Origin of the sequence: Candidatus Caldatribacterium saccharofermentans, from assembly GCF_050267035.1 — a bacterium.
GTDB classification, from domain to species: Bacteria; Atribacterota; Atribacteria; order Atribacterales; family Caldatribacteriaceae; genus Caldatribacterium; species Caldatribacterium saccharofermentans.
In genome coordinates this window covers 2,167,064-2,190,227 of record NZ_CP187957.1, presented here as the reverse complement: position 1 = coordinate 2,190,227, position 23,164 = coordinate 2,167,064, and the positions used below count along the sequence as shown (strand labels likewise).

Here is a 23,164-nt window from a genome sequence, read left to right as displayed (position 1 = left end):
CTATGGAGAAAATCCTCATGCGGGGGAATGAGGCCGTAGCGGAAGCGGCGGTTCGGGCAGGGTGCCGCCTGTATTTCGGTTACCCCATTACCCCGCAGAACGAAATCAGCGAGTACCTTTCCTTCCGTCTTCCCCAGGTAGGGGGAGTATTCCTCCAGGCCGAGAGTGAAGTTGCCGCCATCCACATGGTGTATGGAGCAGCCGCAACGGGTGCCCGGGTCATGACTTCTTCTTCTGGCCCTGGGGTGAGCCTCATGCAGGAGGGGCTCTCCTGTCTTGCCGCGGCCGAGCTCCCCTGCGTTGTGGTGAACATGAGTCGAGGAGGACCAGGGGTTGGAAATATTCAGCCTGCACAAGGCGATTACTTCCAGGCAGTGAAGGGCGGAGGAAACGGGGATTACCGGCTCATTGTTCTTGCCCCTTCCACCGTCCAGGAGCTCGTTGACCTTACTTATCGGGCTTTCTACCTTGCCGACAAGTACCGGAATCCGGTGGAAATTCTGGGGGACGGGATGCTTGGACAGATGATGGAACCGGTGACTTTCAGGGAGCCAGAATTTCCTCCCCTTCCCCCTAAAGACTGGACGATCCGGGGAAAGGGCAGCGGTCCCCGAAAATGGATCGTCTGTTTTGACCTTGACCCAAAGGGGCTTGAGGAATTGAACCTGAAACTCCAGCGAAAATACCGTCTCCTCGAAGAGCAGGAAACCGACTACGACACCTTTGGGGATCCCGAACCAGAAATTCTCCTTGTGGGATTCGGAACTGTGGGACGAATTTTGAAGAGCGTTGTCCGGGAAGGAAAAAAAGAGGGATTGAAGCTTGCCCTTTTCCGACCGATAACGCTCTTTCCCTTCCCAAAGGCTGCACTTTTCGAAAAGGCTAAAGGAGTGAAAGCCATTCTCGTTGTGGAGATGAACCTTGGTCAGATGCTTGAGGATGTGGAGCTGGCAGTGCGGGGAAAGGTGCCGGTGTTCTTCCTCGGACACACGGGGGGTGTTATCCCCACCGTTTCCGAAATTCTGGAGCACGTCCACGGCCTCCTCAGGGAGGAGATACGGGTATGAAGGTAGTCTTTGAGCGGCCAAAGACGCTCCTTGAAAAACCGTTCACCTACTGTCCCGGGTGCCACCACGGCCTGGCACAGCGGCTCATTGCCGAGGTCATCGAGGAGCTGGGCATTGCCGATCGGACCATCGGGGTGGGACCCATCGGGTGCTCGGTGTACATCTACGAATTCATCGACGTTGACTTTGTTGTGGGAGCCCATGGAAGAGCCCCGGCCATCGCCACAGGAATCAAGAGGTCCCTTCCAGACCGGATTGTCTTCTCCTACCAGGGTGATGGGGATATCGCGGCTATCGGAACTGCTGAAATCATCCACGTTGCGAACCGAGGCGAACTCATCACTTCCTTTTTCGTCAACAATGCGGTGTTCGGCATGACTGGAGGACAGATGGCTCCCACTACCCTTTTAGGGCAGAAGACGAAAACCACCCCTCTGGGGCGAGATCCTCAGGTTCACGGTTTTCCTTTTCGCCTTGGGGAATGCCTGAGCGTCCTTGAGGGGAGTGCCTACATTGCCCGGGTGGCCCTCACCCGCCCTCAGTTCATTCGTCAGGCCAAGGAGTGTATCCGCAAGGCCTTCCTCACCCAGATGGAGGGAAGAGGATTCTCTCTGGTTGAAATCCTCTCTCCCTGCCCCACAAACTGGGGCATGAGCCCAAAGGAAGCGGTGGACTGGCTTGAGGAGAAAATGATTCCTTACTTCCCCCTCGGGGAGCTCAAAGTGAAGGAGTGCAACTCCCGTGAAGCACCATGAAATCCTCATTGCCGGTTTTGGGGGTCAGGGTATCCTCTTTCTGGGAAGGGTTCTCGCTGTTGCGGGGATGCTTGAAGGGCATGAGGTCAGCTGGTACCCATCATATGGACCAGAAATGCGAGGAGGAACGGCGAATTGCACGGTGATCATCTCTGACGAAGAAATCGGTGCCACCATTTCTGACCGACCCGGTGTCTGCATCGTTATGAACGAGCCCTCCTTTTTCCGCTTCGCCCCCGCCGTGCAATCCGGGGGACTTCTTCTTGTGAATGCCTCTCTTGTCCGGGCAAAATGCGAGCGAGAAGACCTTGAAGTCCTCCCTGTTCCGGCGAACGACCTGGCCAAGCTCTACCTTGATGGAGCAGAGGTCACGAACACCATCATCCTTGGAGCCCTCCTTGCCCGGTGCCCGATCGTCCAGAGGGAAAGCGCCGAAAGGGCACTCGCGGAGTGCCTGCGGGGAAAACGAGAGAAACTCTACACCCTGAATCTGAAGGCTCTCGAGGTGGGGTGGGAGTTCGTTGAGAAGGGGGCTGAACCATGCTGGTGAGAGATCGTATGAGCAGGGATGTCGTTACCATCCCGAGTTCGGTCACCATCCTTGAAGCGCAGAAAATCATGCGGGAAAGCCGGATACGGAGGCTTCCCGTGGTGGATCAGGGAGAACTCGTGGGCATCGTGACGTACAATGACCTCCTTGAGGCCTCCCCCTCAAAGGCGACCACGCTGAGTCGTTTTGAGTTGACGTACCTTCTGAGCAAAATGACCGTGGCCGAGATTATGACCCGTAATGTCATTACTGTTCCACCCGATGTCCCCATTGAAGAGGCAGCACTCATCATGCAGAAGCACCAGATTGGGGGTTTGCCGGTTGTGGAGGAGGGGAGCGTGGTGGGTATCATCACCGAGTCGGACATCTTTGAGGTCTTTGTGGAAACCCTGGGACTCAAGGAGGGAGGAGCACGGATCACCCTGGAACTCCCACAAAAGCCGGGAGTGTTGCATGAAGTCACTGGAGTAATTAAAGAACACGGTATTAACATTCTGAGTCTTGCTACCTTCTACGAGGAGGGCAAACCCGAATACCGGTATGTCGTGGTGAGGGTCAACACGCTAACTCCTCAGGAGATCGTGGCCGGGCTCAGAGAGAAGGGTATCACTGTCACCCACGTCTGGATTGCTCCTTTGGGGGAGAGAGGCCATGTTCTTCCCGTATGATGGAAAGGCTACTGAGTTGCCTGAACCCGAAACGGAGAAGGAAGAGATACTCCTGAGGACAAGGGTGTTCGAGGTTGTTCGCAAAACATACCGTGGTGGTATGGAACGAATTTTCGTCCGTCACCGCGGTGCCGTGACCGTCATCGCCACCACCCCCAGGGGACGGATACTCCTTGTCAGGCAATTCCGTGCCCCTATCGGGGAATGGCTCTGGGAGATCCCGGCAGGGACCCTCGAAGAGGGAGAAGATCCGCTGCTCTGCGCCCAGCGGGAACTCGAGGAAGAAACGGGTTTCTCCTCTCCGGAGTGGTCTTACCTTTTCTCTGTGTGCCTTGCCCCAGGATACAGCAGCGAAATCATCCATTTCTTCCGGGCTCAGAATGCCTGTCCCCTTGAGGGAGACATTCGTGAGGGAGACGCTGACGAGGTCATTTACTACCTTGAGGTCTCTAAAGAAGAGGCGCAAACCATGCTCGCCGAGGGTGTCATCAAGGACGCCAAGACCCTTATTGGTCTTCAGTACTGGCTCAGTGAGAAGCCATGAGAGTGTTCATCACGCTCCTTGACGGTGTTGGTGTTGGCGCCCTCCCCGATGCCCATCTCTATGGGGATGAAGGGAGTCATACTTTGAGGAATACCGCCCTGGCCGTGGGTGGACTGCATCTCCCAAACCTCGAACGCCTGGGGCTGGGCCTTTTCGAGGACATTCCGCACCTTGATCGTCCCGGCGATCCTCTTTCGTGGTACGGGAAGATGCTTGAGCAATCACCAGGAAAGGACACCACAAGCGGACACTGGGAAATCGCCGGGGTTATTCTGGAACGTCCTCTTCCCGTGTACCCTCAGGGATTTCCTCAGGACGTCGTGGAGAAAATCGAAGAGGCCATCGGTCGGCCGGTTCTCGGGAACAAGCCGGCCTCGGGAACAGCCATTATTGAAGAACTCGGGGAAGAACACCTCCGTACCGGATTCCCCATCGTGTACACCTCAGCAGACAGCGTGCTCCAGATTGCAGCCCATGAGGAGGTTGTTCCCCTTTCTGAACTCTACGCGATGTGTGAAAGGGTTCGAGCCATTATGACGGGAGAGCACGCTGTTGCCCGGGTCATTGCCCGGCCTTTTTCAGGGGAGCCGGGAGCATTCTACCGGACTCCTCATCGCCGTGACTTCTCCCTTCCTCCGCCCTGTGAAACCATTCTCGACGTGCTTTCTCAGGAAGGGAAAAAGGTTGTGGGGATAGGGAAAATCCGGGACATCTTTGCCGGACGAGGCATTACAGAGAGCTTCCCCACCAAGAACAACGAGGAAACCTTTGCCACCCTTCAGAAGATGGTGCCAAGAGGCGACATCGCCCTTGTATGGGCAAACTTTAACGACTTTGACACCCTGTACGGCCACCGTAACAACCCCCATGGGTTTGCCCAGGCCTTAGAGTCGTGGGATAGAGAGCTTGAAGGTTTTCTCTCTTCTTTGGGGAAAGACGATATCCTCATCATCACCAGCGACCATGGATGTGATCCAACCACCCCGAGTACAGACCATTCCCGGGAATACGCCCTTCTTCTTGCCTTCTCCCCACGAACACCCCGAGGAGGGTGTCTGGGAATCCGCAAGACTTTTGCCGACGTGGCAGCTACCGTTGCCGAGCTCTTCGAGGTGAGGTGGTATGGACCAGGAGAGAGCTTTGCTCCGTACCTTGTATCGCGATGACGTTCTTGAGCACCTCCGGAGTGTGGCAAGTGTTTCTCCCCTGCGCCCCCTGTGTGCCCTCGTGGCGGGATCGGGATGGGGCGGATGCGTTGAGGGAGAAACCGTTGAGGAATTCACCCTCGCAAGGCTCCACCCTTCGCTTTGCCCAGGAGTTCCGGGACACCAAGGAATTCTTCGCCTTGTGCGCCTTCCCCAGGGCCACCTTCTTGTGGTTGAGGGACGCCTTCACCTCTACGAAGGATACGGACTTCCTGAAGTGCTTCTCCCCGTCACTTTTGCGCATTTTCTCGGTGTGCAGATTGTTATTCTCACCAATGCCTCAGGGAGCCTCTCTCCCTTTCTTCGTCCGGGGAGCATCCTGGTTTTGTCCGACCAGATAGACTGGACCTTCGTCCCCGATTGTTTCCCCCGGGCCGTCTTCGACGAAAAGCTCCGGTATCTGGCCCTGCGGGGAGCCTGGGCCTGCGGACTTTCTGCCCTTGAGGGCGTGTATGTTGGGGTTCTTGGGCCTTCTTTTGAGACGAAGGCAGAAATCCAGATGCTTGGATTCCTGGGAGGACATGCCGTGGGGATGTCAACGGTGAAAGAATCGAAGTGGGCGAGGGGCCTTGGTATGAAGGTTTTGGCTCTTTCCCTTGTAACCAACTGGGGAACGGGACTCTCGCCGTTTCCCCTCTCCCATGAGGAAGTTCTATCTCTTGCAGAAACCCAGAAGCCTCTCCTCAGAACATTCCTCCATCACATTGTGACGGAGATTCTCCATGAAAATCGTTGTGAGTCATGAAGGAACGGATTTCGATGCCTTTGCCTCCATGTTTGCCGTGACCAAGGTTTTCCCCGGAACCCATATTGTCCTCTGGGGGACGGTTAACCCCAACGTCCGGCACTTCCTCTCCCTCCACGGCACGTTCTTCCCTTTCCTCACTGAAAGAGATGTGGACTGGAACGCCGTGGAGACCATCTACGTCGTCGATACGGTATATCTTGAACGGCTGAGCAAAGCAGGCCACCTCATTCGGGAAAACCGGGTTGACTACTTCATCTTTGACCACCACCCGGTGGAGGAAAAGGATATCCCCCCACGTACACTCCTCAGAAACTGCGGTGCCTGCACCACTATCCTGGTAGAAAAAATCAGGGAAGCATCCTTACCCCTTTCTCCCCTTGAGGCCACCTTGCTCCTTCTTGGCATCTACGAGGATACCGGATCCTTCACCTTTCCCACCACGACCGCTTTTGACCTCCAGGCTGCGTCCTTCCTGCTCTCCCAGGGGGGCATGGTGAGCTACATCCCCCGATTCACACGGGTGGTGCTCACGAAGGAACAGGAAGAGGTCCTCAGGGCCATGGTCCGTGCCCTTACTGTAGAGGACATCAATGGTGTTCCCGTGCATTTCTGCGTTCTCTCTTTTCCACAGTATCTTGAGGGCATATCGCTTCTTGTGCACCGGCTCATGGAAATGGAGGACATAGAGGTCTTCTTTGGTATCTTTGCCATGGAGAACAAAGTCCATGTCATTGCGCGAAGCCGTCTTGAGGGAGTCAACCTCCATGAGATTCTCGGGAAAATCGGTGGAGGAGGGCATCAGAGTGCGGCCTCTGCTACCTTCCGCAACCGGAGCCCTGAAGAAGTCCAGGAGGAAATCCGTCACCTCCTGTATCGGTCGGTTTCTTTTACCAGGGCCTTTGAGGTGATGTCGCATCCAGTGAAAACCGTTTCTCCAGAGACGACCATTGAGGAGGCCTTCGCCCTCCTTTTGCGCTTTGGTTTTTCTGGCCTTCCGGTCGTAGACAGGGAGGGGAAACTGGTTGGGCTCATTGCCCGAAGAGATGTGGAAAAGGCCTTGCACCATGGTCTGCGCTGGGCTCCCGTGAGGAGCTTCATGTCTTCCCAACTCGTCACGGTAGGTCCTGAGGAATCCCTGGTCCGGGTACGGAATCTGATGGTGGAAAAGGACGTGGGGAGAGTTCCGGTGGTGAAGGACGGAAGAATCCTGGGCATCATTACCCGAAGCGATGTCCTGCGGGCCATGCACCAGAAGGAGAATCTTGTGCTCCAGCACATGACCCGTGTGTCTTTAGCGGAAAAACTCTACCAGCACTTTGGACGGGATTATCTTCTACTCCTTGAGCAGGTGGCTGAAACTGCGAAGCGTGCCGGTGTTAAGGTTTACCTCGTGGGGGGAGTGGTCCGGGACATTATCCTTGGGGTGCCCAATGAAGACCTCGACCTTGTGGTTGAGGGAGATGCCATCGCCTTCGCCCGTCTTCTTGGCAACCGCTTCAGAGGGAAGGTCGTTCCGTATCCCCCCTTTGGAACCGCCATCCTCTTCCTCCCGGATGGAAAGAGAATTGACCTCGCTTCGGCACGTCACGAGTTCTACGCCTTTCCCGGGGCCTCTCCCCAGGTGGAATACGCCAACCTCCGGCGAGACCTTTTCCGGCGAGATTTCACCGTCAACGCTATGGCCATCAGTCTCCATCCCGACAACTGGGGGGAACTTTTTGATTTCTTCGGAGGCCTTAAGGACCTTGAGAAGGGCGTCCTCCGGGTTCTCCATCCCTTAAGCTTTGTGGAAGACCCTGCCCGGGCCATCCGGGCCGTTCGCTTTGAGGGGAAGTACGGTTTTTCCATCGAACCTTTCACCCTGAGTCTTTTGCAGCAGACTGTCCGGGAGAGCTTCCTCATGAAAATCAAGCCAGACCGCCTCAAAGAGGAACTCTCTCTTATCCTTGCACTTCCCGATTTTCCTCGCTACCTTTTCCGAATGTACCAGCTCGATATGTTTTCTACCCTCTTTCCTGGATGCATCTGGAAGAAGGAATTCGAGACCGTTTACAGGAAACTCCTGGACATTCTGCGCATCCATGACACCTCCTCCTGTGATCCTTTCCTTCTGAAGCTTTCGCCCCTTTTTGGTTCCATGGACCTGCAGTTCCTCGAGAACCTCAAAGCCAGGCTCTCTCTGTCAAAAAAGAGCGTTCAAAAAATCGCGACCTTTCACGAAAAGCGAGAGCAAACCTTAGTGGAGCTCTCCCAGGAATCTCTCAAAAATTCCCGGGTTTACCTCCTGTGCTCTGCCATACCCCTTGAATTCCTTTTCCTCCTTCTTGCCGAACACGAGGGGATGGTTCACAAGCGTATCGAACAATACCTCAGAGAATGGAGGAACGCAAGACCCATTCTCGATGGTCTTGCTCTCGAGGCCCTGGGCATCCCGAAAGGACCGATATATGGTAGAATTCTCCATGAACTTCTCCTTGCCCAGCTCGATGGAGAAGTCACAACTCCCAAAGAGGGGGAACATTTCGTACGGGCTTTTCTGGAGAGGATGAACAATGACCGGAAGAGAACGCATTTTTAGCGGTATGCGACCAACTGGACAGATGCACATCGGACACTACTTTGGGGTTCTGAGGAACTGGGTCCGCCTGCAACATGAGTACGAGTGCATTTTTGGGGTGGCCGACTGGCATGCCCTGACGACGTCTTTTGAGAACACAAAGGATCTTGAGACACACATGATCGACATGGTGACGGACTGGCTGAGCGTGGGAATTGACCCCCAGAAGTGCCTCCTCATGGTCCAGTCCCTTGTGCCAGAGCACGCTGAGCTCCACCTCCTGTTTTCCATGATCACCCCCGTGGGGTGGCTTGAGCGAAATCCGGTCCTCAAACAGCAGCTCCAGGATATGGGCCTTAAAGAGGCCGTGGGGTACGGCCACCTGGGGTACCCGGTACTCATGGCCTCTGATATCCTCATCTACAAGGCGAGCAAGGTCCCCGTGGGGGAAGACCAGGTTCCCCACATCGAAATTACCCGGGAAATCGCCCGCCGGTTTAACAGTTTGTATGCTCCGGTTTTCCCTGAACCCCAGGCTCTGCTCACTGACTCCCCTCGCATCCTGGGAATCGATGGGAGGAAGATGAGCAAAAGCCTCGGAAACCATATTGGGCTTTCCGAGCCTCCCGGGGAGGTTCGCCGAAAGGTCCTGGCAATGTTCACAGATCCTGAGAAAATCCGCAGGAACGACCCGGGGCATCCTGAGCGGTGTAACGTTTTCACCTTCCACAGAGCCACCGGCAACACGAGGGTGGAAGAAATTGAAAGAGACTGTCGGAGTGGGACCCTGGGATGTGTGACCTGCAAGCAAGAACTGGCAGAACACCTGATCCGGTTCCTCGAAACCATTGCTCCGCACCGGGGAGAATACGAGGGCAAACAAGAACTTGTACGAGAGATTCTCGTTGAGGGAAGCAGGAGAGCCCGCCTCCTTGCCCGGGAGACTCTGGAAGAGGCCCGAAGGGCCATGGGCATCCATTATGGAATCGCGCGATAGAGCGTACTGGGAGAATCGTCTTGCCCAGTGTTCTTCTTTTCTTGAGCGAGCAGGCGTTCTCGAAGAACTCCTGAACTTTCTCCAGGAGGAACTGGCGAAGGCCCTTGGGGACAGGGAAGGAGAACATGAAGAACCTCACAAAGCGCAGCATGAAAAGGACTTTTTCGAGCTCTTCGTGGAGGCTCTAGAAGCCCTCCAGAGGAGGGAGGAGAACATCATAGGCGCTCCGCCAGAGCGCCGGAAAGCTCTCGGTGCAGAGGTGGCTCATGATCCCTGCGCCCTCGGCCTCCAGGACCTTCTGGAACTCTACGGACTGTACCTTGGGGAAGGGGTAGAGGAACGTCTGCCACTTCCCGACACTGAATTTGCACACCTTCTTGAAGAAAGGCGCAGGGTGATTCTCTCCCAGTGTCGCGAAAACCTCCTCCTTCCCATGGGGCACTTCTTCAGCGACTGCAAAGACAAAAAAATGACGATTGCCACGTTTCTTGTGCTCCTTGACCTGGTCTTCCGAAACGTTCTGTTCATGCGGCAGGGAAGAAACGGAGAGATCCTCCTTGGATGGGCAGGACCGGAAAATGCTGCAGAATCTCCTTGAGGGATTGCTTTTCTCTTCCCCCCACCCCGTGAGTCTGGGGGAGATGGAACGGGTAACAGGGAGGAACGAAGAGGAAATCCTCCATGCCCTTCAGGAGCTCAAGCAATCCTATGAAGCCCGGGAGGGAGCATTGGCCATCCGAAGGGTGGGGAAGAAGTGGCAGATGATTGTTCGTCCTCAGTACGGGGCATTGCTTCGGGAACGCCTCCGCCGTAGCTTCTCAAGGACGCTTTCCCGCAGCGCCCTTGAGACTCTGGCCATTGTGTCCTTGTACCAGCCTGTGACAAAGGTTGACATTGACCTTAGAAGAGGAGTAGACTCTACCCAGGCTCTCCGAACCCTTCTCAGAACAGGCCTTGTCACCGTCTGCGGAAGGAGTTCCGCTCCTGGTCGACCGTTTCTTTACCGGGTAACAGAGAAGTTCTTTCAGACCTTTGGGCTTGAGGGAGAGGAAGAACTCGAGAAGCTGAAGCGTCTTCTTGGGGAGAAAGGCTATGGAACGGCTCAACAAATTCCTGGCCCGGGCCGGAGTGGCCTCGCGGAGAAAATGTGACCAGCTTATTGCAGAGGGAAGAGTGACGGTGAATGGAGTCGTGGTGACGAATCCGGCCACGCGAGTCTCAGAAAACGACCTTGTTCTCGTGGATAATGTTCCGGTGCGCCCGGTGGAGCACCATGTGTACATTGAGCTCCACAAACCCCGTGGGTATCTCACGACCCTCAAAGACCCTTACGGACGGAAGACCATTGCCGAGCTCCTCCAGAATATCCCGTACCGCGTGTTCCCGGTCGGTCGCCTGGACCGGGACAGCGAGGGGTTATTGCTCCTCACAAACGACGGGTTCCTCACGTACGTCTTCACCCATCCCAGGTTCGGCGTGGAGAAGAGGTACCTTGTCCATGTTCAGGGAGAGGTTCAAGCTGAAGACCTCGAAAGGCTTAAGGCGGGGATTCCTCGGGGGGAGGAATGCTACCGCATTGTGTCTGGCCAGGTGCTTGAGAAAAAAGGAGAAACCTCGCTCGTTGAGGTGGTGCTGACGGAGGGGAAAAAACACGAAGTCCGGATCCTCTTTGACGCCTTGGGTTTTCCCGTGATACGGCTCATCCGTGTGGGCATGGGACCTCTTACTCTGGACCCGGAGCTTCCTCCAGGGAAATGGCGGTATCTCCGGAAGGATGAGGAGGAGAAACTCAGGGCATATCTTGCAGAGCGGAGGCAGACGTGAAAGAAGAGAAAGGCCTTGTGCAGCTCTTCTTTGGAGATGGGAAGGGCAAAACCTCCGCGTCTTTGGGGGTGCTTTTGCGAGCTGTTGGACACGGAAAGAAAACCCTTTTTCTCGCTTTCTTCAAAGGGAGGTTTTCGGGAGAGATTGCGGCGGTTCAATTCCTCCCAGGAGTGGAATACTACCAGTTTGGAACCGGGGCATTTATCCGGAATGGGAATCCTGGACCTCTTGAAAGGCAGGAGTTCCTCTGTGGCTGGTACATGGCCCGTATGGCCCTCCTTGAAGGCACTCATAACCTTGTCATTCTCGACGAATTCCCTTATGCTTTCTTCTGGGGGCTCCTCACCTTTCAGGAGTTCTCCGAGGTTCTTGCTTCCCGAAAACCCTGGGTGGAGGTCGTCCTGACAGGGAGAAAGGTCCCCCAGGAACTCCTTGAAGTTGCCGACCTCGTTTCTGAGATACGGAACATTCGCCATCCTCTTGAGAGGGGGATTCAGGCGCGAAGGGGGTTCGAATACTGAGTGAAGGTCGTACGCGGAATCCGGGGGGCAATAACGGTTGACCGGGATGAGCGGGAAGAGATCAAGCAGGCAAGCCTTGAGCTCTTCACCCAGATCCTCGCAGAGAACGAACTTTCCCCCGACGACATCGCAGGGGTCTTCATCACTGCTACACCGGATCTCAGGTCGGTCTTCCCTGCGGAGGTCATCAGGGAACAGGAATGTTTCCGCTATATCCCCATCCTCTGCGCCCAGGAAATGGACGTGGAGGGAGCTTTACAGAAGTGCATTCGAATGCTTGTCCTCGCCCATACTCCAAAAGGCCCACAGGAGGTTCGTCACGTTTACCTCCGTGGGGCCCAGTCCTTACGGAAAGACCTTTGTCAGAGAGGAGGGAAGACGTGAGACGCGCTCTGGTATCACCCTTCCGGGGTACCCTCCAGGGGACAATCCTGTGTCCGCGGGATAAATCCCTGAGCCATCGAGCGGCGTTCATTGGGGCCCTGAGCGAGGGAGAAACTTCTATCAATGGGTTCTCCTTCTGTCGCGACTGCCTTGCAACGCTCTCCTGCATCCGTGCTCTGGGGGTTGAGGTTCACACGTTTCCCGAAGAGGGGAAGGTGGTCATCCGGAGCGGAGGGTTGTCTGCGCTCAGGGAACCAGAGGATGTCCTGAACGCAGAGAATTCGGGAACAACAATCCGTTTCATGGCAGGGATTGCTTCAGGAATCCGGGGGTTAACGGTCCTCACAGGGGATGAGAGCCTTCGCCGCCGACCGATGCGACGGGTTATCGAACCCCTCAGGAAAGCCGGGGTGGAGATTGGGGGGAGAGGGGGAGACCGTTTCCCTCCTCTCTTCATACGGGGGAAGGGCAGCGTCCTGCCTTTCCACCATGTCCTCGAAGTTCCCAGTGCTCAGGTGAAATCCGCACTCCTTTTTGCTGCCCTGTGGGGAGAGGGGAAGTCCACCATTGTTGAGCCTCTTCCATCACGGAACCATACCGAGAATATGCTCCGGTATGTGGGCGTACCGCTTCACGAAGACCATGGAGTCATCACCGTTGAGCCCCCCAGGAGAATCTCTGCCTCTTCCTTTGACCTTCCGGGGGACATTTCTTCGGCCGCCTTCCTTATGGCCCTTGCGCTCTGCATTCCCGGGAGTTCCCTCCTCATTCAGGATGTAGGGCTAAATCCAACACGGACAGGGTTCCTCCGGTGCCTTGAACGGATGGGTGGAAGGTACCGTGTACTTGAGCGACGAAAAACTTTCGGAGAGGACCGGGGGGATATTTTCGTTGAGTACTCCGAGCTCGTGGCCACATCTGTGGAGCCGGAGGAGATCCCCCTTTTGATTGACGAAATCCCCATCCTTGCCGTGATTGCGGCCAAAGCCAGGGGGACAACGGTCATCTCCGGCGCTCAGGAACTCCGGGTAAAGGAAAGTGACCGCCTTTTCGCCATTGCTCGGGGCCTGCAGTCCCTGGGGGTGAACGTCGAGGAAAAAGAGGACGGCCTCGTCATCCATGGCCCATGCGCCTTTCGGGGTGGAACCGTGCAGAGCTTTGGCGACCACCGGATTGCCATGAGCTTCATCGTCGCCGGCCTTCTGGGCGAAGAAGGCGTGGCGGTTGAGGACGTCGACTGTGTGGATGTGAGTTACCCTTCCTTTTTCACAGACCTTGGAAAGCTTGGCGTCCAGAGCGTCACCGTCGAGGAGGCTTGCTAAAGGCCGTGAAACAGCACATCGCCATTGATGGCCCTGCCGGAGCGGGGAAAAGCACGGTTGCCCGGCTTCTTGCCTGGCGGCTTGGTTACCTCTACCTCGATACCGGGGCTTTCTACCGGGCCGTGACGCTGCACTTCCTCGAACTCGGTCTGGGAAAGGAGGACCTGGAAAGGGGAGAAATTGCCCGTTTCCTCCAGTCCGTACGCATCGACATTTGCCCCGGGGACGAGACCAGGATTTTCCTGAACGGCCGAGATGTTTCCCGGGACATCCGGACTCCTGAAGTCGACGCACTCGTCTCCTATGTGGCAAAAGCACCCGAAGTGCGGAACTTTCTCAGGGAGGTGCAGCGGCGTATTGCGCTCTCCCGACCTTCGGTAGTTGAGGGAAGAGACATTGGAACGGTTATCCTTCCTGAAGCGGACCTCAAGGTTTTCCTCACCGCTCTCCCGGAGGTTCGAGCCAGGAGGCGATGGCGGGAACTCGCCTTGCGGGGGAAGAAAGTGGATTACAAGGTGGTTTTGAAAAACGTACTGGAAAGAGACAGCATCGATTCCCAGAGGTCCTGTGCTCCCCTGCAGCAGGCTCAAGACGCGGTGGTTGTTGATACCTCACACCTCACCGTAGAGGAAGTGGTGGAGAAACTCTACATCATGGCGACGGAGGAAAACCATGGAGGTTCGTGTGGCTGCCTCTTTCGGGTTCTGTAAGGGGGTACGGCAGGCTTTCGCGCTTGCGGAGCGCTCTTTTGAGCTTGGGGGCCCGGTGTACTTTCTGGGGGAGCTCGTGCACAATCACGACGCTATGGAAATGTTCCGTGCCAGAGGTGCCCGCATCGTCGAGAATCCCGAGGAGATTCCCTCCGGAGCTGTTGTGGTCACCCGGTCCCACGGGATACCGAAGGATGTACAGGAAGAACTCCTGAGGAAGAACGCGACCATCGTCGACACAACCTGCCCGAAGGTGAAACGGGTTCAGGTTCTGGCCCGGCGGCTTGAGGAGGAAGGATACCGCCTTGTAGTCTTTGGAAAGGCTTCGCACCCTGAGGTCCAGGCCCTTCTGAGCGTCCTCAAAAAGCAAGCGCAGGTCGTTGCAACCCCGGAAGAGTGGCAGAAGGCCTTTGCTGTGGACCACCAGGGCCCCTTTGCCGTGCTGGCCCAGACAACCTTTCCCAGCGTTCTTTTGCAGCAATTCGAGAACTGGGTTCGGGAGCAAGGCCTCTTGGGGGTTCGGATAGTCCATACCCTCTGCGATGAAACCGAAAAGCGCCAAAGGGAGCTTGAGCAAAACCTGGAACAAAATCCGGGGGATGTGGTTATTGTTGTTGGAGGAAAACACAGTGCCAATACCCGTTCGCTCTTCGTCCTCGCCGAAAGGCGAGGGGTGCCGGTGTTCTGGGTGGAGAACGCCGCTGAGCTCCGATCGCTTTCGCTCCCAAAGAGGGCATCGTTTTTCATCACGAGTGGCACGTCAACTCCGGACTGGGTTGTTCAGGAAGTCGTTACCTATCTTCAGTCACTGTAGCATTGGGGTTCTTTGGCCATGAGGGATAACCTTCCTCTCTGCGTCCTTGTCGGAAGGACGAATGTGGGCAAGTCGACCCTTTTCAACCTCCTTGTGGGTGAACGGGTCGCCATCGTGGACCCCACCCCGGGTGTCACCCGGGACTGGATTGAACGTGTGGTGTCAGTGAAAGGTCTTGCAATACGCCTGGTGGACACCGGAGGGATATCCCTGGGAGAGGAAGGGTTGCAAAAGGCGGTGGAGGAGCGTGTCTGGCGGCTCGTTGACGAAGCCCAGCTTGTCCTTTTTCTTGTCGACGGGCGGGTACCACTGACTAGGGTAGAGGCCGAGGTCATTGCCACACTTCGCAGGAAGCAGCGACCATTCTTTGTGGTGGTGAACAAACGCGAGGGCCTCACCCATGAGTCACCTCCTCCTGAGATTCTCGAGCTCGCGGGAGGAAAGGTTTTCCAGATTTCCGCAAAGCATGGAGATGGCATTGCCCGCCTCAAGGAGGCCATCTTCCAGGAACTCAAGGAATTCAGGAATCCCAAAGCCTCTGCGATATCCCCTTCAGGAGGCATTCCTGTGGCCATTGTGGGGAAACCCAATGTGGGCAAGTCAACACTTTTCAACAGCCTCCTTGGGGAGGAGCGGGCTATCGTGAGTCCGGTGCCTGGAACCACGAGGGATGCCGTTGAAGCCCCGTTGCGAGGATCTTACGGCTACTACCTTCTTGTGGATACCGCTGGCCTCCCCAGGAGGAAAAACATCCGGGATCGGGTTACGCTGTACGCAACGTTTCGGACCACGGAACGCCTTGCCGACGCCGAGCTCTGTCTTCTTGTTCTTGATCCCTTTCAGGGCGTGACCCGCCAGGACCGGAGGATTGCTCGCGAAATTGCCCAACTGCACAAATGCTGTATTGTGTTCGTAAACAAAGTTGACGCGCTCCTTGTCAGAAACCCCAACCTGTCCCTTATGGAGCTCTGTGAAAGGGCTCGCGTTGACCTTCCTGCCCTCTACTATGCAGCATTTCGCGCTGGCTCAGCCCTTGATGCCTCTTTGGTTCGAGAAACACTCCTCCCCCTCATGGCCGGTGTGGTCACCCGTTTCCACCAGACGGTTCGAGAAGATGTCCTCAGGGGGAGAGTTCGAGAGAAAATTCGCCGACAGTTTTCTATGCTTCCCAGAAGGAGGAAACCCAGCCTGGAGATGCTTCTTCAACAGGGTGTAGCTCCACCCCATTTCCTTGCAGTGGTGGAGGGTATCCGGGAAAAGGATGAAGAAGAACAGTGTCTGAATATTATCGAGAAGGTCCTGCGAGAGGAGATGGACTGGGAAGGTGTACCGCTTCGAATCACAGTGCAGCGAGAAGGAGAGAGAGTACCTCAGAGCGTACTGGAACTATCTCCAGAATGAGCGACGGTGTTCTCCCCACACCCTGGAGAACTATTTTCGTGTTCTTGGTCAATTCGTGGAATTCCTGCGGACCCGGGGGAAAGACCTTTGTTTTGTGGACACCCAGGATGTGAATGACTTCTTTGTGTATCTCCGTGTACACCGCAAGTTGAAACGGATTTCCCAGAGCCATCGTGCTTCAGTCCTTCGGAGCTTTTTCCGGTTCCTGCGTCGCCGTGGTTTCCTCTCGGAGAACCCCTGTGATGGGCTTGGGCAGCTCCGCGTGGAGAAAAAACTCCCCCAGTTTCTGACCCAGGAGGAGGTCACGAAGATCCTTGATACTCTGGAACGGGAAAGGGACGAACACCCCAGGGATTTCTCCCGGGTGCGGAATTGGGCGCTCCTTGAGCTCCTCTACGCAAGTGGTGTGCGGGTGAGCGAAGCTTCTCGGATACGGCTCGAAGACATAGACTTTACGAAGAACACAATCCGGGTGCGAGGAAAGGGGGGGAAAGAACGAATTGTTCCTTTCAACGAAGCCACAAGAAAGGCCCTGGAGAAGTATCTTGAACTGTGGCGCACCGCCTTCCCGAAGGCCGAATTCCTCTTTGTGAACCGCTCTGGAAAACCCCTCACGCCCCGGGGGATCAGGAACATTGTGGAGAATGCAGCGAGTAGAGCCGGCATTTGGGGGAAGAGGGTTTTCCCCCACATCTTCCGGCACAGTTTCGCTACCCACTTCCTCGCTGGTGGGGGAGAGCTGCGTGTCATCCAGGAGGCCCTGGGGCATTCGAGTTTATCCACGACTCAGGTGTACACTCACCTTGACTGGGATAAAATGAAAAAGGTATACGAGAATGCCCATCCTCATGCCCGGAGAGCGAGGGAGAAAGAGACGTGATACGTGCAACTACTGTTATTGCTGTCCTGAAAGATGGAAAAGGCGCCATGGCCTGTGATGGCCAGGTGACCATGAACGAGGCCGTCTTGAAGCGGGGAGCCAGGAAGATCCGGCGGCTCTACCAGGACAGAGTACTGGCGGGCTTTGCAGGGAGCGGGGCCGACTGTCTGACCTTGCTTGAACGCCTTGAGGAAAAGCTCAACATGTACGGTGGCAATCTTCCCCGTGCAGCGATAGAACTGGCAAAGATGTGGCGGACCGATAAGGTGTTACGCCAGCTGGACGCATTGCTTCTGGCTATGGACACCTCCCATATTTTCCTTATCTCTGGTCGGGGTGATGTAGTCGAACCCGATGAGCCGGTGGCCGCTATCGGCTCAGGAGGAAACTACGCCTTAGCAGCGGCAAAGGCGCTTCTGCGCCATACCAATCTCGAAGCCCGGGACATTGCCCGTATTGCCCTCCAGATTGCCTCGGAAATCTGCATTTACACCAATGACAATGTTTTTCTGGAAACCTTAGGGGAGGAAAGAACGTGATGGAGGAGAGTCTCACCCCAGAGGAAATCGTGCGGGAACTTGATAAATACATCGTGGGGCAAAGTGAAGCCAAAAAGTGTGTGGCTATCGCCCTCAGGAACCGGATGCGGCGGCGGATGCTCCCCCCAGAAATCGCTGAGGAAATCACCCCAAAGAACATCATCATGATTGGTCCGACAGGGGTTGGGAAAACAGAAATCGCCCGTCGTATTGCGAAACTCACCAATGCACCGTTTTTGAAAGTGGAGGCGACGAAGTTCACCGAGGTCGGGTATGTGGGCCGGGATGTGGAGTCCATCATCCGGGATCTCACTGAGCTCGCCATTCGCATGGTGAAAAACGAACGGATCAAAACTCAGGAAGAGAAAGTGCGGGAAATCGTGGAGGAAAGAATTCTTGACGCTCTCATGGCCCAGGACTCTGGAAGGGACGAGGAAGCAGACTTCGAAAGCTCGCCCCGGGTGGATGTGGTATGGCCGACGGTCTCTGCTTCACTCACCAGGACTCGAGAAAAACTCCGGGAGAAACTCCGCAGGGGAGAGCTTGAAGAACGCATCATTGAGATCGAAGTTGAAGAGAGCTCTTTCCCGGTGGAATTTGTTGCCGCAAGTGGCATGGAAAGCCTGGGCATTGACCTGCGGGACGTTTTCGGAAGCCTCTTTCCACCCCGGAGGAAGCGAAAGCGAATGAAGATCAAGGATGCCCGGGAGGTTCTCTTCAACCAGGAGGTTCAGAGAGCTATCGATATGGACGACGTCGTGCAGGAAGCCATCCGACGGGTGGAGGAAACGGGTATCGTCTTTATCGATGAAATCGACAAAATTGTTTCCCCTCCAGGAGGGGGATATGGACCGGACGTCTCCCGGGGTGGCGTACAGCGGGATCTCCTCCCCATCGTTGAGGGTTCAACAGTTCTGACAAAACACGGTCCTGTTCGGACAAACCACATCCTCTTCATTGCTGCAGGAGCCTTTTCCCAGTCCAAGCCTTCAGACCTTCTCCCTGAGCTCCAGGGACGTTTCCCTATCCGGGTAGAGCTCTCTCCACTCTCTGAAGAGGACCTCTACCGAATCCTTGTTGAGCCATACAACTCTCTGGTGAAACAGTATAAGGCTTTGCTATCCACCGAAGGGGTTTCTATTGATTTTACCGAAGATGCTCTCCGCGAGATTGCCCACATCGCCTACTCGCTGAACGAGAAGATGGAGAACATCGGAGCGCGGAGGCTGTACACCGTTGTGGAAAAGGTCCTCCAGGACATCTCGTTCAACGCACCGCGTCTTAAGGGGCAGCACATCGTGATCGACCGGGAGTACGTCAGAAAACAGCTCCAGGATATCCTTAAGGATGAAGACGTCACAAGGTACATTCTCTGATGAGGGGGACTTGTGGCGTTCCTGCCCTTCGTGCTATACTTACCCAGGTTTTGAGCACGCATGCGGGGAACCCTCCGGTGCCTTTTATGGTTCTCCCCGCAGAGGAAAAAACCGGAAGGAGGATCGGTCTATGGCTGTTGTTACCATGAAGCAGCTGCTCGAGGCAGGGGTTCATTTCGGCCACCAGACCCGGCGATGGAACCCCAAAATGAAGCCGTACATTTTCACCGAGCGGAACAACATCTACATCATCGACCTGCAGAAAACCGTTGAGCTCACTGAGAAAGCGTACAACTTCGTGAAGGAACTCGCCCGCCAGGGTGGTACGGTGCTCTTTGTGGGGACGAAAAAGCAGGCTCAGGAGGCCATCCAGCAGGAAGCTCAGCGCTGTGGCATGTTCTACGTCAACCAGCGCTGGCTGGGCGGCATGCTCACGAATTTTGCCACCATTCGGAAGAGTGTTGAGCGCCTGAAGAACATCGAAGCCATGGAGGCCAGAGGGCTTCTGGAGAAGCTCCCGAAAAAAGAGGTCATGCAGCTTCTCAAGAGGAAAGCCCGCCTGGTGAAGTACCTGAGTGGTATCCGGGATATGGAACGCTTACCCGATTGTCTGTTCATCGTCGATCCCCGCAGGGAACGAAACGCTGTTCTTGAGGCTCGTCGTCTGGGAATTCCCATTGTTGCCATCGTGGACACGAATTGCGACCCAGATGAAATCGACTACGTCATCCCGGGCAACGACGATGCTATTCGTGCCATCCGTCTTTTTGCCTCTCTCATTGCCGATGCTGTTATTGAAGGCCGGCGGTTGGCCACAGAGGGCGCTGACGTTGTGCCCACCACGGGAGTCGCCATCCCTGAGGAAACCCAGGAGGAGGCTTCAGCCATCCTTGAAGAACTTGAGGAGCTTGAGGAGGAAGAACAATGAGCGTCAACAGCAGGGACATTTTAGAACTCAGGAATCGAACCGGTGCAGGGGTCATGGACTGTAAGAAGGCCCTCCTTGAGGCCGGGGGAGACCTGGAAAAAGCCTGTGAAATTCTCCGCCGGAAAGGCATCGAGATTGCAGCAAAAAAGAAAGAACGTACCGCCCGGGAGGGGCTGATTGGTGCCTACGTCCACACGGATGGGAAAATCGGAGTGCTCGTTGAGGTGAACTGCGAGACAGACTTTGTTGCCCGCACTGAAGAATTTCGGAATCTCGTGAAGGAGCTTACCCTTCAGATTGCTGCACAGGCTCCTCGCTGGATTTCTCCTGAGGACGTTCCTGAAGAGGTCCGCAAACGAGAAGAAAGTTTCTACTGGGAAGAGCTCAAAGAGAGCAACAAGCCTGAAGAAGTGAAGCGGAAGATTGTGGAAGGGAAGATGAAGAAGTTCTACGAGGAGCACTGCCTTCTCGAACAAGAGTACATCCGTGACCCTGAGAAAAAGGTGAGGGACCTTCTCGTTGAGGCCATCGCCAAACTCGGGGAGAACATCGTAGTGCGGCGTTTTGTCCGCTTTAAGCTGGGTGAAGGAGATGACGAGTGATTCATTGCGCTTCAAGAGAATCCTTCTGAAACTCTCGGGGGAGGCACTCAAAGGGTCTCTCCCCTCGGGAATCGATACGCAGGTGCTTGCTTACCTTGCAGCAGAAATCGACGCTGTTCGGTCCCTGGGTGTTGAGGTTGCCGTGGTGGTGGGAGGAGGGAACATCTTTCGGGGAAGGAGTGCTGGAGAAAAGGGCATCAGTCGGGTTACAGCGGATTACATGGGCATGCTGGCTACGGTCATCAACGCCCTGGCTTTGCAGGATTTCCTTGAAGAGCGGGGAATCCCAACCAGGGTGCAGACGGCAATTGAGATGCGGGAGGTAGCAGAACCCTACATCCGGAGAAGGGCCATTCGGCATCTCGAAAAGGGAAGAGTGGTGATCTTTGCCGGTGGAACGGGGAATCCATACTTCACCACCGACACCGCTGCAGCCCTGCGGGCTGCAGAAATCAAAGCCGATGCCCTCCTGAAAGCCACAAAGGTCGATGGGGTGTACGAGGCGGATCCTGCCTTTCACAAAGACGCCGCGAAGTTCGAAACTCTTGATTACCTTGAGGTCCTCAATCGGGGACTGAAGGTTATGGATTCCACCGCTGTTTCCCTGTGTATGGAAAACCACATCCCCATCATCATCTTTAATATCAGCCAGGCAGGAAATCTCCAGAAGATTGTCACGGGGCATAAGGTTGGAACGCTTGTGGGGAGGGAAAAATATGAATGAACTCCTGAAACCCCTTCTGAAGGACGTTGAGAGACGCATGAAGCAGGCAGTGAATGTTGTGCGGGAGGAACTTTCCCATGTTCGCACCGGTAGAGCATCTCCTGCGCTTGTTGAGCATCTTGAGGTAGAGTACTACGGCACGACAGTGCAGCTCAAGCAAATCGCCTCCATCACTACACCTGACGCTCGGACCATTCTCATTCAGCCCTGGGATCGCAATGCCCTGCCGCTCATCGAGAAGGCCATCTGGAAATCCGACCTGGGCTTCAACCCCACGGTTGACGCCACCGTCATACGGGTGAATCTCCCCCCACTCACCGAAGAACGAAGGAAAGAAATCGCCAAAATGGCCAAAAAGATTGTGGAGGACGGGAAGGTAGCGGTACGGAATCTCCGCCGGGAAGCCAACGAAGAAGTGAAGAAAATGGAGAAAGAGGGCAAAATCTCCGAGGACGAGAGCAAGTGGGCCCAGGCCGAGATTCAGAAGCTGACCGATGAGCACGTCAATGAACTCGACGGCCTATGGGAGAAGAAGGAAAAAGAGATTATGAGCGTGTGAGCGCTCTCCTGCAGCACGTGGCCATCATTATGGATGGCAACGGGCGATGGGCTGAGCGCCGGGGGCTTCCCCGCCTTGAAGGGCATCGAAGGGGTCTTGAAATAGTACGGGTTATCGTTGAAGAAACAGGGCGCTTGGGGATTCCGTTCCTGACGCTGTACTCTTTCTCCACTGAGAACTGGAGGAGACCGCTCCAGGAAGTTCAGGGGTTGCTTGCGCTTTTTGAAGAGGCGATACTCCGCTATGGAGAAGAGCTTAAGAAGAACAATGTCCGCGTTCGTTTCCTGGGACGCCGGGAGGGGCTTCCAGAACACCTGAGGACTGTGATGCACGAGCTTGAGGAGCAAACAGCAATCAACCAGGGTCTTACCCTGAACCTTGCCCTGAACTATGGAGGAAGGGATGAAATCCTTCGGGCAGTGCAGCGTTTCCAAAAGACACAAGGAGATTGGTCCACTCTGAGCGAGGAGACGTTTCGCGTCTTCCTGGACACAGAGAACCAGCCTGACCCTGATCTCCTCATCCGTACCGGAGGCGAACAGCGCATCAGCAACTTCCTCCTCTGGCAAATCGCGTACACCGAACTCTGGTTCACCGATACCCTGTGGCCGGATTTTACCGTCTCCCATTTCCACCAGGCGCTCGAGGATTTCGCCCGCCGAAAAAGGAAGTTCGGAGGTCTCTGTTGAACAAAGCCATGGTTCTCCAGGCTGACCTTAGGACACGAACGGTGACCATCGCCGTCTTCCTCCCCCTTTTCCTGGTGCTGGTTCTTGTAAGCAGAATTACCCTTGTGGGGCTTTTTGTTGTACTTTCCTTCCTGGCCTTTCAGGAATACTGGAAAGTTGCTGTGGGTGAGAGGAAGCTTTTCGTCACTTTCTTCTCGGGTATTGTGCTTTTCTGGACGTATGCGTCGCCCTGGGTTACTCAGAGCCTAAAACTCCTCGGTTGGTACGGTATTGCCCTCTTCCTTGCCGGGTGGGCGGTGCAGGACACCAGAAAGTGCCTTGAGCGGATGGGCTTCTTCCTCTTTGGGAGCCTGTACTGTTTTGTCCTCCCCCTCTTCTGGGTGAAGACTGGCCTTGAGTTCTCTCCCTGGCTTCTCCTCTTTTTTGCCCTTCTTGTGTGGGTCAACGATACCTGCGCCTACCTTTTCGGAATCCGGTGGGGAAACCATAAGATTGCCCCCTCTCTGAGTCCTGGGAAAAGCTGGGAAGGATTTCTTGGAGGGATGGGGAGTACAGTCCTTGGAAGCGTCCTTATCGGTATTCTTGGGAGATTGCCCCTTTCGTGGTCCTGCCTCTGTGGAGCAATTATCCCTCCGGTAGCCCTTCTTGGGGATATGTTTGAATCTGCCCTGAAGCGAAGAAGTAGCGTCAAGGACTCTGGAGAATTGCTCCCCGGGCATGGAGGCGTTTTGGACCGTTTTGATGCCTTTTTCGCTGTTGGGCCCCTGGTGTACCTCCTTGCTTTGTTTGGGAGAGGATGA

At 55.5% G+C, this 23,164-nt stretch carries 27 protein-coding genes; all 27 read left to right on the top strand.

The features are described 5' to 3' along the window. Positions 1 to 2: 2 nt before the first annotated feature. On the top strand, positions 3 to 1,067 hold the full coding sequence (locus tag ACPT9Q_RS11195) for a 3-methyl-2-oxobutanoate dehydrogenase subunit VorB (protein ID WP_427365883.1): 1,065 nt from the start codon (positions 3 to 5) through the stop codon (positions 1,065 to 1,067). Continuing rightward, positions 1,064 to 1,822 (top strand): thiamine pyrophosphate-dependent enzyme, encoded by a 759-nt coding sequence (locus tag ACPT9Q_RS11190; RefSeq protein ID WP_017872939.1) that lies wholly within the window; start codon positions 1,064 to 1,066, stop codon positions 1,820 to 1,822. Before ACPT9Q_RS11195 ends, ACPT9Q_RS11190 begins: the two co-directional genes overlap by 4 nt. Further along, positions 1,809 to 2,372, top strand: coding sequence for a 2-oxoacid:acceptor oxidoreductase family protein (locus ACPT9Q_RS11185; protein ID WP_017872938.1), 564 nt, complete (start codon positions 1,809 to 1,811; stop codon positions 2,370 to 2,372). Before ACPT9Q_RS11190 ends, ACPT9Q_RS11185 begins: the two co-directional genes overlap by 14 nt. Beyond that, positions 2,363 to 3,040, top strand: a complete 678-nt coding sequence (locus tag ACPT9Q_RS11180) for a CBS domain-containing protein (RefSeq protein ID WP_017872937.1) — start codon at positions 2,363 to 2,365, stop codon at positions 3,038 to 3,040. The genes ACPT9Q_RS11185 and ACPT9Q_RS11180 overlap by 10 nt, the downstream gene beginning before the upstream one ends. Continuing rightward, positions 3,024 to 3,584 carry an NUDIX domain-containing protein gene (locus ACPT9Q_RS11175; protein WP_017872936.1) on the top strand — a complete coding sequence of 187 codons (561 nt, stop codon included), beginning with the start codon at positions 3,024 to 3,026 and terminating at the stop codon, positions 3,582 to 3,584. The genes ACPT9Q_RS11180 and ACPT9Q_RS11175 overlap by 17 nt, the downstream gene beginning before the upstream one ends. Positions 3,585 to 3,586: 2 nt before the next feature. Continuing rightward, the gene (locus tag ACPT9Q_RS11170; RefSeq protein ID WP_427366770.1) at positions 3,587 to 4,750 is read left to right on the top strand and encodes a phosphopentomutase; all 1,164 of its coding nucleotides are present in this window, start codon (positions 3,587 to 3,589) and stop codon (positions 4,748 to 4,750) included. Next, positions 4,725 to 5,534: a hypothetical protein gene (locus tag ACPT9Q_RS11165; RefSeq protein ID WP_017872934.1), complete on the top strand. Its 810-nt coding sequence runs from the start codon at positions 4,725 to 4,727 to the stop codon at positions 5,532 to 5,534. Before ACPT9Q_RS11170 ends, ACPT9Q_RS11165 begins: the two co-directional genes overlap by 26 nt. Next, entirely contained in the window at positions 5,512 to 8,115 is a 2,604-nt protein-coding gene (locus ACPT9Q_RS11160; RefSeq protein WP_427365882.1) for a CBS domain-containing protein, read from the top strand. The genes ACPT9Q_RS11165 and ACPT9Q_RS11160 overlap by 23 nt, the downstream gene beginning before the upstream one ends. Beyond that, entirely contained in the window at positions 8,090 to 9,091 is a 1,002-nt protein-coding gene (gene trpS, locus ACPT9Q_RS11155; protein ID WP_038304586.1) for a tryptophan--tRNA ligase, read from the top strand. Before ACPT9Q_RS11160 ends, trpS begins: the two co-directional genes overlap by 26 nt. Beyond that, on the top strand, positions 9,075 to 9,689 hold the full coding sequence (locus ACPT9Q_RS11150; RefSeq protein ID WP_427365881.1) for a hypothetical protein: 615 nt from the start codon (positions 9,075 to 9,077) through the stop codon (positions 9,687 to 9,689). Before trpS ends, ACPT9Q_RS11150 begins: the two co-directional genes overlap by 17 nt. Further along, positions 9,649 to 10,242, top strand: a complete 594-nt coding sequence (gene scpB, locus ACPT9Q_RS11145) for an SMC-Scp complex subunit ScpB (protein WP_427365880.1) — start codon at positions 9,649 to 9,651, stop codon at positions 10,240 to 10,242. The genes ACPT9Q_RS11150 and scpB overlap by 41 nt, the downstream gene beginning before the upstream one ends. Then, a complete protein-coding gene (locus tag ACPT9Q_RS11140; protein WP_017872929.1) occupies positions 10,184 to 10,915 on the top strand; it encodes a pseudouridine synthase in 732 nt (243 codons plus the stop codon). The genes scpB and ACPT9Q_RS11140 overlap by 59 nt, the downstream gene beginning before the upstream one ends. Continuing rightward, positions 10,912 to 11,436 (top strand): cob(I)yrinic acid a,c-diamide adenosyltransferase, encoded by a 525-nt coding sequence (locus ACPT9Q_RS11135; protein WP_017872928.1) that lies wholly within the window; start codon positions 10,912 to 10,914, stop codon positions 11,434 to 11,436. The genes ACPT9Q_RS11140 and ACPT9Q_RS11135 overlap by 4 nt, the downstream gene beginning before the upstream one ends. Then, positions 11,437 to 11,820, top strand: coding sequence for a chorismate mutase (gene aroH, locus ACPT9Q_RS11130; protein WP_017872927.1), 384 nt, complete (start codon positions 11,437 to 11,439; stop codon positions 11,818 to 11,820). It begins immediately after the preceding gene. After that, positions 11,817 to 13,142, top strand: coding sequence for a 3-phosphoshikimate 1-carboxyvinyltransferase (gene aroA, locus ACPT9Q_RS11125; protein WP_017872926.1), 1,326 nt, complete (start codon positions 11,817 to 11,819; stop codon positions 13,140 to 13,142). The genes aroH and aroA overlap by 4 nt, the downstream gene beginning before the upstream one ends. Before the next feature lie 5 nt (positions 13,143 to 13,147). Beyond that, complete coding sequence (cmk, locus tag ACPT9Q_RS11120; RefSeq protein ID WP_017872925.1) at positions 13,148 to 13,852, top strand: (d)CMP kinase; 705 nt, start codon at positions 13,148 to 13,150, stop codon at positions 13,850 to 13,852. Then, positions 13,815 to 14,666 carry a 4-hydroxy-3-methylbut-2-enyl diphosphate reductase gene (ispH, locus tag ACPT9Q_RS11115; RefSeq protein WP_017872924.1) on the top strand — a complete coding sequence of 284 codons (852 nt, stop codon included), beginning with the start codon at positions 13,815 to 13,817 and terminating at the stop codon, positions 14,664 to 14,666. Before cmk ends, ispH begins: the two co-directional genes overlap by 38 nt. Positions 14,667 to 14,729: 63 nt before the next feature. After that, complete coding sequence (gene der / locus ACPT9Q_RS11110; protein ID WP_427365879.1) at positions 14,730 to 16,067, top strand: ribosome biogenesis GTPase Der; 1,338 nt, start codon at positions 14,730 to 14,732, stop codon at positions 16,065 to 16,067. Then, positions 15,991 to 16,947 carry a site-specific tyrosine recombinase/integron integrase gene (gene xerA / locus ACPT9Q_RS11105; RefSeq protein ID WP_017872922.1) on the top strand — a complete coding sequence of 319 codons (957 nt, stop codon included), beginning with the start codon at positions 15,991 to 15,993 and terminating at the stop codon, positions 16,945 to 16,947. The genes der and xerA overlap by 77 nt, the downstream gene beginning before the upstream one ends. Beyond that, positions 16,944 to 17,486, top strand: coding sequence for an ATP-dependent protease subunit HslV (gene hslV / locus ACPT9Q_RS11100; protein WP_017872921.1), 543 nt, complete (start codon positions 16,944 to 16,946; stop codon positions 17,484 to 17,486). Before xerA ends, hslV begins: the two co-directional genes overlap by 4 nt. Further along, positions 17,486 to 18,862, top strand: coding sequence for an ATP-dependent protease ATPase subunit HslU (hslU, locus tag ACPT9Q_RS11095; RefSeq protein ID WP_427366768.1), 1,377 nt, complete (start codon positions 17,486 to 17,488; stop codon positions 18,860 to 18,862). The genes hslV and hslU overlap by 1 nt, the downstream gene beginning before the upstream one ends. Before the next feature lie 130 nt (positions 18,863 to 18,992). Continuing rightward, complete coding sequence (rpsB, locus tag ACPT9Q_RS11090) at positions 18,993 to 19,790, top strand: 30S ribosomal protein S2 (RefSeq protein ID WP_427365878.1); 798 nt, start codon at positions 18,993 to 18,995, stop codon at positions 19,788 to 19,790. Next, positions 19,787 to 20,392: a translation elongation factor Ts gene (gene tsf / locus ACPT9Q_RS11085; RefSeq protein ID WP_017873254.1), complete on the top strand. Its 606-nt coding sequence runs from the start codon at positions 19,787 to 19,789 to the stop codon at positions 20,390 to 20,392. The genes rpsB and tsf overlap by 4 nt, the downstream gene beginning before the upstream one ends. After that, on the top strand, positions 20,382 to 21,116 hold the full coding sequence (gene pyrH, locus ACPT9Q_RS11080; RefSeq protein ID WP_427365877.1) for a UMP kinase: 735 nt from the start codon (positions 20,382 to 20,384) through the stop codon (positions 21,114 to 21,116). Before tsf ends, pyrH begins: the two co-directional genes overlap by 11 nt. Then, positions 21,109 to 21,675: a ribosome recycling factor gene (frr, locus tag ACPT9Q_RS11075; protein WP_017873252.1), complete on the top strand. Its 567-nt coding sequence runs from the start codon at positions 21,109 to 21,111 to the stop codon at positions 21,673 to 21,675. Before pyrH ends, frr begins: the two co-directional genes overlap by 8 nt. Then, on the top strand, positions 21,672 to 22,364 hold the full coding sequence (uppS, locus tag ACPT9Q_RS11070) for a polyprenyl diphosphate synthase (protein ID WP_017873251.1): 693 nt from the start codon (positions 21,672 to 21,674) through the stop codon (positions 22,362 to 22,364). The genes frr and uppS overlap by 4 nt, the downstream gene beginning before the upstream one ends. Beyond that, entirely contained in the window at positions 22,361 to 23,164 is an 804-nt protein-coding gene (locus tag ACPT9Q_RS11065; protein ID WP_427365876.1) for a phosphatidate cytidylyltransferase, read from the top strand. Before uppS ends, ACPT9Q_RS11065 begins: the two co-directional genes overlap by 4 nt.

Bases quoted from the DNA above. Each gene is read 5' to 3' on its own strand.
- ACPT9Q_RS11195 (WP_427365883.1), top strand. From the start codon at position 3: ATGGAGAAAATCCTCATGCGGGGGAATGAGGCCGTAGCGGAAGCGGCG.
- ACPT9Q_RS11190 (WP_017872939.1), top strand. From the start codon at position 1,064: ATGAAGGTAGTCTTTGAGCGGCCAAAGACGCTCCTTGAAAAACCGTTC.
- ACPT9Q_RS11180 (WP_017872937.1), top strand. From the start codon at position 2,363: ATGCTGGTGAGAGATCGTATGAGCAGGGATGTCGTTACCATCCCGAGT.
- ACPT9Q_RS11175 (WP_017872936.1), top strand. From the start codon at position 3,024: ATGTTCTTCCCGTATGATGGAAAGGCTACTGAGTTGCCTGAACCCGAA.
- ACPT9Q_RS11160 (WP_427365882.1), top strand. From the start codon at position 5,512: ATGAAAATCGTTGTGAGTCATGAAGGAACGGATTTCGATGCCTTTGCC.
- trpS (WP_038304586.1), top strand. From the start codon at position 8,090: ATGACCGGAAGAGAACGCATTTTTAGCGGTATGCGACCAACTGGACAG.
- ACPT9Q_RS11150 (WP_427365881.1), top strand. From the start codon at position 9,075: ATGGAATCGCGCGATAGAGCGTACTGGGAGAATCGTCTTGCCCAGTGT.
- ACPT9Q_RS11140 (WP_017872929.1), top strand. From the start codon at position 10,184: ATGGAACGGCTCAACAAATTCCTGGCCCGGGCCGGAGTGGCCTCGCGG.
- ispH (WP_017872924.1), top strand. From the start codon at position 13,815: ATGGAGGTTCGTGTGGCTGCCTCTTTCGGGTTCTGTAAGGGGGTACGG.
- hslU (WP_427366768.1), top strand. From the start codon at position 17,486: ATGGAGGAGAGTCTCACCCCAGAGGAAATCGTGCGGGAACTTGATAAA.
- rpsB (WP_427365878.1), top strand. From the start codon at position 18,993: ATGGCTGTTGTTACCATGAAGCAGCTGCTCGAGGCAGGGGTTCATTTC.
- tsf (WP_017873254.1), top strand. From the start codon at position 19,787: ATGAGCGTCAACAGCAGGGACATTTTAGAACTCAGGAATCGAACCGGT.
- pyrH (WP_427365877.1), top strand. From the start codon at position 20,382: ATGACGAGTGATTCATTGCGCTTCAAGAGAATCCTTCTGAAACTCTCG.
- frr (WP_017873252.1), top strand. From the start codon at position 21,109: ATGAATGAACTCCTGAAACCCCTTCTGAAGGACGTTGAGAGACGCATG.